Source organism: Sinomicrobium kalidii (assembly GCF_021183825.1).
In the GTDB taxonomy this organism is placed as follows: domain Bacteria; phylum Bacteroidota; class Bacteroidia; order Flavobacteriales; family Flavobacteriaceae; genus Sinomicrobium; species Sinomicrobium kalidii.
Genome location: NZ_CP089211.1, coordinates 3,179,056 through 3,191,134, shown reverse-complemented (window position 1 = coordinate 3,191,134; position 12,079 = coordinate 3,179,056). Strand labels below are relative to the sequence as shown.

At 43.2% G+C, this 12,079-nt stretch carries 23 protein-coding genes; all 23 read right to left on the bottom strand.

Annotated features, from left to right (window positions below; genetic code table 11):
- Nucleotides 1-6 precede the first annotated feature (6 nt).
- The 23 genes from carA to rpsC all read right to left on the bottom strand — a co-directional run bounded on the left by carA (nt 7) and on the right by rpsC (nt 12,075).
- Nucleotides 7-1,125: a glutamine-hydrolyzing carbamoyl-phosphate synthase small subunit gene (gene carA / locus LS482_RS12830; RefSeq protein WP_233027917.1), complete on the bottom strand. Its 1,119-nt coding sequence runs from the start codon at nt 1,123-1,125 to the stop codon at nt 7-9.
- A 196-nt stretch (nt 1,126-1,321) separates the two neighbouring features.
- A complete protein-coding gene (gene rplQ, locus LS482_RS12825; protein ID WP_233027916.1) occupies nt 1,322-1,924 on the bottom strand; it encodes a 50S ribosomal protein L17 in 603 nt (200 codons plus the stop codon).
- A gap of 70 nt (nt 1,925-1,994) precedes the next feature.
- Entirely contained in the window at nt 1,995-2,987 is a 993-nt protein-coding gene (locus LS482_RS12820) for a DNA-directed RNA polymerase subunit alpha (RefSeq protein ID WP_233027915.1), read from the bottom strand.
- A gap of 21 nt (nt 2,988-3,008) precedes the next feature.
- On the bottom strand, nt 3,009-3,614 hold the full coding sequence (gene rpsD / locus LS482_RS12815; RefSeq protein ID WP_233027914.1) for a 30S ribosomal protein S4: 606 nt from the start codon (nt 3,612-3,614) through the stop codon (nt 3,009-3,011).
- Between the two features lie 84 nt (nt 3,615-3,698).
- The gene (gene rpsK, locus LS482_RS12810; RefSeq protein ID WP_233027913.1) at nt 3,699-4,091 is read right to left on the bottom strand and encodes a 30S ribosomal protein S11; all 393 of its coding nucleotides are present in this window, start codon (nt 4,089-4,091) and stop codon (nt 3,699-3,701) included.
- 10 nt (nt 4,092-4,101) lie between these two features.
- On the bottom strand, nt 4,102-4,476 hold the full coding sequence (gene rpsM / locus LS482_RS12805) for a 30S ribosomal protein S13 (protein ID WP_233027912.1): 375 nt from the start codon (nt 4,474-4,476) through the stop codon (nt 4,102-4,104).
- Nucleotides 4,477-4,478: 2 nt separating this feature from the next.
- Nucleotides 4,479-4,595 (bottom strand): type B 50S ribosomal protein L36, encoded by a 117-nt coding sequence (gene ykgO, locus LS482_RS12800; RefSeq protein WP_112369842.1) that lies wholly within the window; start codon nt 4,593-4,595, stop codon nt 4,479-4,481.
- A gap of 77 nt (nt 4,596-4,672) precedes the next feature.
- Nucleotides 4,673-4,888, bottom strand: coding sequence for a translation initiation factor IF-1 (gene infA / locus LS482_RS12795; protein WP_011710675.1), 216 nt, complete (start codon nt 4,886-4,888; stop codon nt 4,673-4,675).
- A gap of 99 nt (nt 4,889-4,987) precedes the next feature.
- Entirely contained in the window at nt 4,988-6,331 is a 1,344-nt protein-coding gene (gene secY, locus LS482_RS12790; protein ID WP_233027911.1) for a preprotein translocase subunit SecY, read from the bottom strand.
- Nucleotides 6,332-6,344: 13 nt separating this feature from the next.
- On the bottom strand, nt 6,345-6,797 hold the full coding sequence (rplO, locus tag LS482_RS12785; RefSeq protein WP_233027910.1) for a 50S ribosomal protein L15: 453 nt from the start codon (nt 6,795-6,797) through the stop codon (nt 6,345-6,347).
- Between the two features lie 14 nt (nt 6,798-6,811).
- Complete coding sequence (gene rpmD, locus LS482_RS12780) at nt 6,812-6,991, bottom strand: 50S ribosomal protein L30 (protein WP_233027909.1); 180 nt, start codon at nt 6,989-6,991, stop codon at nt 6,812-6,814.
- Nucleotides 6,992-7,003: 12 nt separating this feature from the next.
- A complete protein-coding gene (rpsE, locus tag LS482_RS12775) occupies nt 7,004-7,528 on the bottom strand; it encodes a 30S ribosomal protein S5 (RefSeq protein WP_233027908.1) in 525 nt (174 codons plus the stop codon).
- Nucleotides 7,529-7,534: 6 nt separating this feature from the next.
- Nucleotides 7,535-7,891, bottom strand: a complete 357-nt coding sequence (rplR, locus tag LS482_RS12770; RefSeq protein WP_233027907.1) for a 50S ribosomal protein L18 — start codon at nt 7,889-7,891, stop codon at nt 7,535-7,537.
- Nucleotides 7,892-7,902: 11 nt separating this feature from the next.
- Entirely contained in the window at nt 7,903-8,445 is a 543-nt protein-coding gene (gene rplF, locus LS482_RS12765) for a 50S ribosomal protein L6 (RefSeq protein ID WP_233027906.1), read from the bottom strand.
- A gap of 18 nt (nt 8,446-8,463) precedes the next feature.
- A complete protein-coding gene (gene rpsH / locus LS482_RS12760) occupies nt 8,464-8,862 on the bottom strand; it encodes a 30S ribosomal protein S8 (protein WP_233027905.1) in 399 nt (132 codons plus the stop codon).
- 59 nt (nt 8,863-8,921) lie between these two features.
- Nucleotides 8,922-9,191, bottom strand: a complete 270-nt coding sequence (gene rpsN / locus LS482_RS12755) for a 30S ribosomal protein S14 (RefSeq protein ID WP_233027904.1) — start codon at nt 9,189-9,191, stop codon at nt 8,922-8,924.
- Between the two features lie 2 nt (nt 9,192-9,193).
- A complete protein-coding gene (gene rplE / locus LS482_RS12750) occupies nt 9,194-9,745 on the bottom strand; it encodes a 50S ribosomal protein L5 (RefSeq protein ID WP_233027903.1) in 552 nt (183 codons plus the stop codon).
- 2 nt (nt 9,746-9,747) lie between these two features.
- Nucleotides 9,748-10,062 (bottom strand): 50S ribosomal protein L24, encoded by a 315-nt coding sequence (rplX, locus tag LS482_RS12745; protein ID WP_233027902.1) that lies wholly within the window; start codon nt 10,060-10,062, stop codon nt 9,748-9,750.
- 12 nt (nt 10,063-10,074) lie between these two features.
- A complete protein-coding gene (gene rplN / locus LS482_RS12740; protein WP_233027901.1) occupies nt 10,075-10,443 on the bottom strand; it encodes a 50S ribosomal protein L14 in 369 nt (122 codons plus the stop codon).
- 2 nt (nt 10,444-10,445) lie between these two features.
- On the bottom strand, nt 10,446-10,706 hold the full coding sequence (rpsQ, locus tag LS482_RS12735) for a 30S ribosomal protein S17 (RefSeq protein WP_233027900.1): 261 nt from the start codon (nt 10,704-10,706) through the stop codon (nt 10,446-10,448).
- A gap of 17 nt (nt 10,707-10,723) precedes the next feature.
- Complete coding sequence (rpmC, locus tag LS482_RS12730; RefSeq protein ID WP_233027899.1) at nt 10,724-10,915, bottom strand: 50S ribosomal protein L29; 192 nt, start codon at nt 10,913-10,915, stop codon at nt 10,724-10,726.
- Nucleotides 10,916-10,928: 13 nt separating this feature from the next.
- Entirely contained in the window at nt 10,929-11,348 is a 420-nt protein-coding gene (gene rplP / locus LS482_RS12725) for a 50S ribosomal protein L16 (RefSeq protein WP_233027898.1), read from the bottom strand.
- 19 nt (nt 11,349-11,367) lie between these two features.
- Nucleotides 11,368-12,075, bottom strand: coding sequence for a 30S ribosomal protein S3 (gene rpsC / locus LS482_RS12720; RefSeq protein WP_233027897.1), 708 nt, complete (start codon nt 12,073-12,075; stop codon nt 11,368-11,370).
- Nucleotides 12,076-12,079 lie beyond the last annotated feature (4 nt).

The window sequence follows — 12,079 nt, the reverse complement described above, 5'->3', positions numbered from 1 at the left end:
GGCTGCCTAACTGTTTACTGCTGATTTATCGGCCACCATTTCCATGAACTGGTCAAAGAGATAGGAGGCGTCATGCGGGCCGGGGCTTGCTTCCGGGTGGTATTGTACCGAAAAGCAATTCCTGTTTTTCAGGCGGATACCGGCAACGGTATTATCGTTCAGGTGGAGATGGGTGATTTCTACGTCCGGATGTTTTTCCACTTCTTCCCTGTTAACCGCAAACCCGTGGTTCTGCGAAGTGATTTCCCCCTCACCTGTAAGCAGGTTTTTCACCGGGTGATTGATTCCCCTGTGGCCGTGGTGCATTTTATAGGTTGATATTCCCCTTGACAAGGCGATGATCTGATGCCCGAGGCAAATACCGAAAAGCGGCAGGTTTTCCTCTATAATTCTTTTGGCTACGGCGATAACACCCTCCAGCGGTTCCGGGTCTCCGGGGCCATTCGATAAAAAATAACCATCCGGACCCCATGCCTGAAGTTCTTCAAACGTGGTGTCGTACGGAAATACCTTGACATATGCTCCTCTCGCTGCAAGGTTTCTCAGGATATTCTTTTTGATCCCCAGGTCTAGTGCGGCAATCTTGTAAGTTGCGCCGGGATCTCCGTAAAAATAGGGCTCTTTGACAGATACTTTCGAAGCCAGCTCAAGCCCTTTCATATCCGGAACCTCCGCAAGCTTTGCCCTGAGTTCATCCATACGGTCAATCTCCGTAGAGATCACGGCATTCATGGCACCATTGTCCCGGATATAACTCACCAGGGCCCTGGTATCTACGTCCGATATGGCAAAAAGTTTGTTTTCTTTCAGGAAGTTTTCCAGGGAACCTGAAGCATTTACCCTGGAAAATTCATAACTGAAATTCTTACATACCAGACCGGCGATCTTCACGGAATCCGATTCCACTTCTTCGTCATTGACCCCGTAGTTTCCTATGTGTGCGTTGGTAGTGACCATGATCTGCCCGAAATAGGACGGGTCTGTAAAAATTTCCTGATAACCGGTCATCCCGGTATTAAAGCACACTTCACCGAAGGCTGTTCCTTCTTTACCTACTGCTTTTCCATAAAAAATGGTCCCATCCGCAAGGATAATGACCGCTTTCTTTCTTGATTGATACTTCATGTACGAGATACGTATTTTTAAAAAAGTCCTCCCAAAACTGTTCCGCCTTCAGAGTTGTTTTCTCCGGTTCAATATGAAACCAGGTCTTTTTTGGCGGTATTTTCCGAAGTACTTTAAAGTTTTACAAAATAACATAAAAAAAAGGATAAACTAAAATGTTTATCCTTTTGATATGTAATGATTTCGTTATCATTTGTTATTCTTCAGATGAAGGTTTTTTCGCTTCGCCTTCTTCCGGCTTATCGGTCTTCTTTGCCTCCGGTTCCTTTTTCGGTGCCTTGGCTTTCTTTTCTTCGGCAGGCGCTGCAGTATTTTCAGTATCTACTGCTGTCTCCTCAGCGGCTTCTGCAGTTGCCGTTTCACTTTTCTGTGCCGACGATTTTTTACTCCTACCACGTCTTGTAGACTTTTTCTTGGCGGGTTTTCCTGCGTCATAGGTCTCGTTGTAATCCACGAGTTCAATGAGGGCCATGTCTGCATTATCTCCGAGACGATTTCCCAGTTTTATGATCCTGGTATATCCTCCGGGACGATCAGCTACCTTAACAGCCACATCCCTGAAAAGTTCGGTTACCGCATATTTATCTCTTAGTCTGTTGAATACTATCCTCCTGTTGTGTGTAGTATCTTCTTTAGACTTGGTAACCAGTGGTTCTATAAATTGCTTGAGCGCTTTGGCCTTGGCTACTGTGGTGTTAATACGCTTATGCTCTATCAACGAACACGCCATATTTGCCAGCATGGCCTTTCTGTGTGCCGATTTTCTACCTAAGTGGTTTATTTTCTTTCCGTGTCTCATCTTAATTCCCTAATTGTTCTTTTCCCGAAATGTATCCCCGTAAAGGGAATACATTCGAAAAAGGAAAAGATTAATCTTTATCTAATTTATATTTTGATAGATCCATACCGAAACTCAACCCTTTCACACTTACGAGTTCTTCCAGTTCTGTCAGGGATTTTTTACCAAAGTTCCGGAACTTCATCAAATCGTTCTTGTTGAAGGATACCAGATCGCCCAGCGTATCCACCTCCGCCGCTTTCAGGCAGTTCAGTGCACGGACTGACAGGTCCATGTCCACCAGCTTGGTTTTGAGCAACTGCCTCATATGGAGCGACTCTTCGTCATAGGTTTCCGTCTGTGCAATTTCATCAGCTTCGAGGGTTATCCGCTCATCGGAGAACAGCATGAAGTGATGGATCAGTATCTTGGCCGCTTCTGTCAGGGCATCTTTCGGATGTATGGAACCATCGGTGACAATTTCAAAAACCAGTTTTTCATAATCGGTTTTCTGTTCCACACGAAAGTTTTCTATGCTATACTTTACATTCTTGATGGGTGTAAAGATAGAATCCGTAAAGATAGTTCCTATAGGTACGTTGGGCTTTTTGTTTTCTTCAGCCGGAACATAACCTCTTCCTTTCTCTATGGTCAGTTCCAGATTGATATTAACATTGGGCTCCATATTGCAGATCACCAGATCCGGGTTCAGCACCTGAAAGCCGGAAATGAATTTCTGAAAATCCCCTGCCGTGAGCTGTTCTTTACCGGTAATGGAGACGGAAACGGTTTCATTCTCCACATCGTCAATCTGCCTTTTAAAACGAACTTGTTTTAAATTCAGGATGATCTCCGTAACGTCTTCTACTACACCGGATATGGTGGAGAATTCGTGCTCCACGCCTTCTATCTTCACCGATGTAATAGCAAAACCATCTAACGAAGCCAGCAAAACTCTTCGTAATGCGTTACCAACGGTCAATCCGTATCCGGGTTCCAAAGGACGAAATTCAAATTTTCCTTCGAAATCGGAAGAATCGATCATTATAACTTTATCGGGCTTTTGAAAATTGAATATTGCCATAGTACGACAGCTGTCTGATTATTATTTAGAGTATAACTCGACGATTAATTGTTCCTTGATATTTTCCGGAATCTGTATTCTTTCCGGAACAGATACAAAGGTCCCTTCTTTCTTTTCGGAGTTCCAGCTTATCCATTCGTACACACTGGAATTGTTGGCAATAGAATTCTCTACCACTTCCAGGGATTTGGATTTTTCACGAACTCCAACAACATCGCCGGGTTTTAAAGCATATGAAGGGATGTTTACGATTTCCCCGTTAACGGTAATATGACGGTGTGACACTAACTGTCTTGCACCTCTCCTGGAAGGAGAAACCCCCATTCTGAACACTACGTTATCCAGACGGGATTCACACAGTTGAAGCAAAACTTCACCGGTAACTCCCTTGCTTCGGTTAGCTTTTTCAAAAAGGTTCCTGAACTGTTTCTCCAGGATACCATAAGTATATTTTGCCTTCTGCTTTTCCATCAACTGGATAGCATATTCGGACTTTTTCCCTCTTCGCCGGTTATTTCCGTGTTGTCCCGGAGGGTAATTTTTCTTTTCAAAAGATTTGTCGTCTCCAAAGATCGGCTCTCCGAATTTCCTTGCGATCTTGGTCTTTGGACCTCTGTATCTTGCCATGTTAAATCTGTTTAAGGGGATGATTATGAATTAAGGCTTATCCTTCGATAATCGTTAACTATCCCCGTTTTTTTTACTTGTTACTTAAACTCTTCTTCTTTTCGGTGGTCGACATCCGTTGTGCGGTAATGGTGTAACGTCTATTATTTCCGCTACTTCTATACCGGCATTGTGAATGGTACGGATAGCCGACTCTCTTCCGTTACCCGGTCCTCTTACATAGACTTTCACCTTTCTAAGACCAGCTTCCTGTGCGATTTTCGAAGCATCTTCGGCAGCTATCTGTGCGGCATAGGGGGTGTTTTTCTTAGATCCTTTAAACCCCATTTTACCGGCAGACGACCAAGCTATCACATCACCTTTCTTGTTGGTCAGGGATATAATAATGTTGTTAAATGATGCAGAAATATGCGCCTCACCTACAGACTCTACAACGACTTTGCGTTTTCTGGAAGTTTTTGTATTTGACTTTGCCATATTACCCTACTTATTTAGTCGCCTTCTTCTTGTTGGCAACAGTTTTTCGTTTACCTTTTCTTGTCCTGGAATTGTTCTTGGTACGCTGTCCTCTTAGCGGCAACCCGATTCTGTGACGGATACCCCTGTAACATCCTATATCCATTAAACGTTTAATGTTCAACTGTACTTCGGAACGCAATTCCCCTTCGATCTTATAAGCACCTACGGCCTCGCGAATACGGTTAATTTCGTCATCGGTCCAATCAGACACTTTGGTATCTTCGTTTACTTCAGCCTTAGCCAAAATCTCCTTGGCCCTGCTTTTTCCAATTCCAAAAATATAGGTCAACCCAATAACCCCTCTTTTGTATTTTGGTATATCTACTCCTGCGATTCTTGCCATAATTACCCTTGTCTTTGTTTAAATCTAGGATTCTTTTTATTAATTACGTACAATTTCCCCTTACGACGCACAATTTTGCACTCGGGACTTCTCTTTTTTAATGATGCTCTTACTTTCATAATGATTCAAAGTTCAAGGTTCAAGGTTCAAGGTTTAAGACCGGCATGGAACTTTAAACGTTAAACCTTAAACTATTTTAGTACCTATAAGTGATTCTAGCTTTAGTAAGGTCATACGGGCTCATTTCCAGTTTTACCTTATCACCAGGCAACAGTTTTATATAATGCATACGCATTTTACCGGATATATGAGCAGTAACCACATGACCGTTTTCAAGTTCTACCCGAAACATCGCGTTAGACAATGCTTCGATAATGGTTCCGTCTTGTTCTATTGCTGCTTGTTTAGCCATTTATATTTCTGATTTTTTATGACCTGTCCCAACGACAGATAGGTTTTACGATTATTTATACTATATAATTTTAAACCTACAGCTCATAATTTATCTGTATCAAGCTACTACTTTTCTGTTCTTACCTGTTTTCATCAAACCGTCGTAATGCCTGTTGAGCAGGTAGGAGTTCACTTGTTGCATGGTGTCTATCGCTACTCCAACCATAATAAGCAAAGATGTTCCCCCATAAAAAAGGGCCCAGCCCTGCTGCATCCCAACGATTTTCACTACAAAGGCCGGTAAAATGGCAATTACTGCCAGGAATATCGACCCGGGGAAGGTTATCAGGGACATAATTTTATCCAAATAATCCCCGGTTTCTTTTCCGGGTTTTATTCCGGGAATAAAGCCCCCGCTTCTCTTTAGGTCATCAGCCATTTTATTCGTGGGCACAGTTATAGCCGTATAAAAATACGTGAAAATTATAATCAGCAATGCAAAGACCAGATTATACCAGAACCCGAAAATATCCATAAAAGCAGCTTTTACCGACTGCGCGGCTTCGGAATTCGACAGGCCGGCCAACGCTCCGGGCACAAACATAATGGCCTGTGCAAAGATGATAGGCATTACCCCGGAGGCATTCAGCTTCAGCGGAATATACTGCCTGGAGCCAAATACATTTTTTTCATATCCGCCGGTAGTGGTCCTTCTGGCATATTGTACGGGTATCTGTCTTGTTGCCATTATCAGCATAATACTGGCCAGTATAACCACAAACCAGATCACCAGTTCGATAAGGATTAACATTAATCCCCCGTTATTCTCATTGACCCTGGAAGCGAATTCCTGTACAAAAGACTGTGGCAATACCGCTATTATACCAACCATGATGAGCAATGAAATTCCATTGCCAATACCCTTATCGGTGATTTTTTCACCGAGCCACATCGCAAATATCGTACCGGTTACCAGAATTATAACCGACGGAATGATAAAATCGAGCCCTTTACCGAGCAGGAAGGCACTATCGGGAACACCTAGAGCACCCAGACCGTACAGATAAGCAGGTGCCTGCACCACACAAATGGCTATGGTAAGCCAACGGGTGATCTGGTTAATGGTTTTCCTACCGCTTTCTCCTTCCTTTTGTAATTTTTGCAAGTATGGAATAGCTATCCCCATTAACTGCACTACAATAGAAGCTGATATATACGGCATAATACCCAGTGCAAAAACAGAAGCATTGGCAAACGCCCCTCCTGTAAATGCATTGAGAATACCCAATAAACCGGTGTCTGTATTACTGGTCAGTTCAGCCAGTTGCACCGAATCAATACCCGGAAGTACTATTTGTGTACCAAAGCGGTATACCAACAGCAACCCGAGGGTTACCAGTATCCTGCTTTTAAGCTCCTCTATCTTCCAAATATTGCTTAGTGTCTCAAAAAATTTCTTCATGGTCGGTTTTTTCTTATAAAGTTACCGCTTCTCCACCTGCCTCTTCAATGGCAGCTTTAGCACTTGCAGTAAACTTATGTACAGATACTTTCAACTTTGTTTTCAGTTCACCCCCGCCCAGTATTTTAACCAGGTCGGACCGTTTCACTACTTTGTTGTTTATTAAAATATCCATATCCACGGTGTCGGTGATCACACCTTTGTCCACCATGTCCTGTAATTTACTCAGGTTTATACCTACGTATTCTTTGCGGTTTATATTTTTGAAACCGAATTTAGGCACACGTCTTTGAAGTGGCATTTGCCCGCCTTCAAAACCGATCTTCTTAGAGTATCCGGAACGCGACTTGGCCCCTTTGTGACCTCGTGTTGCAGTGCCACCTTTTCCGGAACCTTGTCCTCGCCCAACTCGCTTTCCGTCCTTGTGTACTGAACCTTCTTCCGGTTGTAAGTTACTTAAGCTCATATTAATATTATTAATTAAGCCTCTTCTACAGAAACTAAATGTTTAACTTTATTTACCATACCAAGGATATTTGGCGTAGCATCGTGTTCTACTACCTGTCCTATTCGTTTAAGGCCAAGAGCTTCCAGCGTTCTCTTTTGATTCTGAGGACGCTTAATATTGCTCTTTACTTGTGTAACTTTGATCTTTCCCATTTTTATCCTTGTTTATCCTTTAAAAACTTTTTCTAAAGAAATGCCCCGCTGTACGGCTATTGTATTGGCTCCCCTCAGTTGCAACAAGGCATCGAAAGTGGCTTTTACAACATTGTGGGGGTTGGAAGACCCCTGGGATTTCGACAATACATCGTGTACACCCACAGCTTCGAGCACGGATCGTACCGCACCTCCGGCAATAACACCGGTACCATGAGAAGCAGGCTGAAGATACACCCGGGCACCTCCGTACTTCCCTTTTTGCTCATGCGGCAGGGTTCCCTTGTTCAAAGGAATACGAACGAGGTTTTTCTTGGCATCTTCCACGGCTTTGGATATGGCATCGGCAACTTCTTTGGATTTGCCCAGGCCATGTCCTACAACACCGTTTTCATCACCAACTACCACAATAGCAGAAAAACCGAATGCTCTACCTCCTTTGGTAACCTTAGTAACTCTCTGTACGCCAACCAAGCGGTCTTTTAATTCCAGTCCGCCGGGTTTTACCAATTCTGCGTTTTTGTATTTCTGAAACATAATTTCTTAGAATTTTAGTCCTGCTTCCCTAGCACCTTCTGCTAATGATTTTACTCTTCCGTGATACAAATACCCGCCTCTGTCAAAAGAAACGGTTTCGATTCCGGCTTTCAATGCTTTTTCGGCTATTGCCTTTCCAACCAAAGCAGATACTTCTATTTTGGTGCCTTTTGAACCTGCGATCTCTTTATCCCTGGAAGATGCCGCTACGAGGGTAACCCCTTTTACATCATCTACCAGTTGTGCATAAATCTCTTTATTGCTTCTAAAAACAGCCAGTCTCGGTTTTTCAGCAGTACCACTGATCACCTTTCTGATCCTGTTCTTTATACGTTGTCTTCTTTCCGTCTTTGATAATGCCATAATGCTAATTATTAAGCTGATTTACCTGCTTTTCTCCTTAATTGCTCACCGACAAACTTAATCCCTTTACCTTTATAAGGCTCCGGCTTACGGAATGAACGGATCTTTGCTGCTACCTGGCCTACCAATTGCTTATCGTGGGATGTAAGTTTTATAATGGGATTTTTCCCTTTTTCAGACACCGTTTCCACCTTAACTTCAGGAGCCAGTTCCAGTACTATATTATGGGAAAAACCGAGAGCCAGATCCAGTTTTTGACCCTGGTTGCTCGCCCTGTATCCTACACCTACCAATTCCAGTTCTTTGGTAAATCCGGCAGATACCCCTTCCACCATATTATAGATAAGGCTTCTGTACAAACCGCTCCTTGCTATCTGGTCTTTGGTATCCGCAGTGGTTTCTATCACAATTTGTCCATCCTCTTGCTTCACAGCAATGTCTTTAACCTCTTGGGTCAATTCGCCTAATTTACCTTTTACGGTAACCGTACTACCATCTATGGTTACGGTAACACCTTCGGGTATATTAATCGGACTCTTACCTATTCTTGACATTTTTCTTGTCTTTATAATTTAGTAAACGTAACACAATACTTCACCACCCACGTTATCTTTCTGGGCCTGTTTGCTGGTCATTACTCCATGAGAAGTAGAGACGATGGCAATACCGAGACCGTTCAATACCCTGGGCAGATCGCCAGAGCCAACATATTTACGCAACCCGGGTTTACTTATACGCTGTATTTTTCTGATAATCGGTTCCTTGGTGGCCTTATCGTATTTCAATGCTATCTTTATGATTCCCTGCACGCTCTTCTCTTCGAACTTGTAACTCAGGATATACCCCTGATCGAACAGGATCTTGGTAATCTCTTTCTTCAGGTTAGAAGCAGGAATTTCCACAACCCTGTGCCCCGCGCTGTTGGCGTTCCTGATTCTCGTCAAATAATCTGCTATCGGATCTGTATACATCTGTATCTGTTTGCGGTAACAGTTTTCGGCATCTGCCGAACTTACTACCAGTTAAAATTTTACCAACTTGCTTTTTTTACCCCCGGGATCAATCCCTGGTTTGCCATTTCGCGGAAGGTAACACGAGATATACCGAAAACTCTCATATACCCCTTGGGTCTGCCTGTGAGTTTACAACGGTTGTGCAACCTTACCGGTGAAGCATTCTTGGGCAGTTTCTGCAATGCCTCATAATCGCCGGCTTCTTTCAGCGCCTTGCGTTTTTCGGCATACTTTGCAACAAGCTTCTGTCTCTTCACCTCGCGGGCTTTCATGGATTCTTTAGCCATACTTAGTTCTTTTTAAAAGGTAATCCTAATTCGCTTAACAATGATTTTGCCTCTTTATCGGTATCGGCAGTGGTTACAAAGGTAATATCCATACCGGAAATTTTGTTCACCCTGTCAATATCGATTTCGGGAAATATGATCTGCTCGGTTACACCGAGGTTATAATTTCCTCTTCCGTCAAAACCGGTAGCCTTAATACCGTTAAAGTCCCTCACCCTTGGCAAAGCTGTAGTTACCAGTCTGTCCAGGAATTCGTACATCCGTTCTCCCCTGAGGGTTACTTTTGCCCCTATGGGCATCCCTTTCCGGAGTTTAAACGAAGCAACGTCCTTTTTAGATACGGTAGATATGGCTTTTTGCCCGGTTATCATGGTAAGTTCGTCAACAGCGTGATCTATCAGTTTTTTATCGGCAACTGCAGCTCCTACACCACGGCTGATCACGATCTTTTCCAGTTTAGGTACCTGCATTACGTTCTGATATCCAAATTCTTCTGTAAGAGCAGAAATTACCCTTTCCCTGTACTCTTGTTTCAATCTCGGAATGTAAGCCATAACTAAATTACTTCATTAGATTTCTTGGAAACTCTTACTTTCTTGCCATCTCTTACTTCATATCCTACCCTTGTGGTCTCTTTAGATTTCGGGTCTATCAAAGACAGGTTGGATATGTGCAGAGGAGCTTCTTTCTTAACGATCCCTCCCTGTGGGTTCTGGGCACTTGGTTTCTGATGTTTGGAAACCATGTTCACACCCTCCACGACCGCTTTGTTCTTTTCACGATCTACTTTAAGGACCTTACCTTCCTCTCCTTTGTGGTCTCCGGCAATAACCCTTACTGTATCTCCTGATTTTATCTTTAGCTTTATCATTTTGTCAATGTATTACAGCACTTCTGGTGCTAATGATACGATCTTCATAAACTGCTTGTCGCGAAGTTCCCTGGCAACCGGCCCGAAAACACGCGTTCCGCGCATTTCACCGGCAGCATTCAACAGTACGCAAGCATTGTCATCGAAACGGATGTAAGAGCCGTCCGGCCTTCTTACTTCCTTTTTGGTACGAACTACAACTGCCGTAGACACTTGTCCTTTTTTTACACTTCCGTTCGGGGTGGCCTCTTTTACCGTAACCACAATTTTGTCACCTACAGAAGCATATCGTCTTTTCGTACCTCCGAGAACACGAATTGCCAGAACTTCCTTAGCCCCGGTATTATCGGCTACTTTTAATCTTGATTCTTGCTGTACCATAATTACTTCGCTCTTTCAATGATTTCAACTAACCTCCAACACTTGGTTCTACTCAACGGACGTGTCTCCATTATTTTTACCGTATCGCCAATGTTGCAATCGTTCTTTTCGTCGTGTGCGACATATTTTTTAGTCTTCAACACGAACTTTCCGTACATAGGGTGTTTTACCCGTTTCACCTCGGAAACCACTATGGATTTTTCCATTTTGTTACTGGTAACGACACCTATTCTTTCTTTTCTTAATTTTCTTGTTTCTTCCATCTTAAAGCAGCATAGAATTATTGTAATTCTCTTTTAGTGAGCTCAGTGGCCAATCTTGCAACCGTTCTTCTTACTTTTCTAAGCTGAAGCGGATTTTCCAGCGGAGTAATAGCATGAGCCATTTTTAGATCTGCATAATTCTTTTTGAATTCACCAAGCTTTTCCTGCAGCTCGGCAACAGATAATTCTTTAACTTCTGACTGTTTCATAATTCCTCAAATATTAAGCTGAATAATCCCTTGCCACAATTAATTTTGTCCGCACCGGAAGTTTTTGGGCCGCAAGACGCAATGCTTCTTTAGCGACATCCATTGGCACACCACCGATTTCAAACATAATTCTACCTGGTTTAACAACTGCAGCCCAATACTCTACTGCACCTTTACCTTTACCCATCCGCACTTCAAGAGGCTTCTTGGTGATCGGCTTGTCCGGAAATATCTTTATCCACAGTTGCCCTTCCCTTTTCATATAACGGGTTGCTGCAATACGTGCCGCCTCTATCTGACGGGCAGTAATGAAAGACGAATCCAGAGATTTTATGCCAAACATTCCGTTAGAAAGCTGATGTCCTCTCTGGGAATCTCCTTTCATACGTCCTTTCTGCTGTTTACGATATTTGGTTTTCTTTGGCTGTAACATTTTTTCCTACTTTAAAAAATTACTTTCTGCGACGCGCTTTTTTGCCTCCGCCTTTTCCGCCCTGCTTTTTGGACATTCCAACGAGCGGGGACAATTCTCTCTTGCCGTAAACCTCGCCTTTCATGATCCACACCTTAACACCGAGCCTACCATAAGTAGTGTGTGCCTCGGCTTGTGCATAATCAATATCAGCCCTGAAAGTTGACAACGGTATCCTGCCTTCTTTATACGCTTCGGAACGCGCCATTTCAGCACCGTTCAAACGACCGGATATCTGTACTTTCACTCCTTCTGCATTCATTCTAATCGCCGCAGCAATAGCCATTTTTATCGCACGCCTGTAACTGATCCTGCTTTCTATCTGACGGGCGACACTTGCTGCCACGAGATTGGCATCCAATTCCGGTCTTTTGATCTCAAAGATGTTGATCTGGACCTCTTTGTCGGTAATCTGCTTGAGCTCTTCTTTCAGCTTGTCTACCTCCTGGCCGCCTTTACCGATTATAATACCGGGACGTGCGGTGGTGATAGTAACGGTTACAAGCTTCAGGGTACGCTCAATAATTACCCTGGAAACACTGGCTTTCGATAAACGAGCATGAACATATTTTCTTATCTTATCGTCTTCGGCGATTTTATCACCGTAGTTTTTACCTCCATACCAGTTGGACTCCCATCCTCTGATAATACCAAGGCGATTTCCGATTGGATTTGTCTTTTGTCCCATTTAT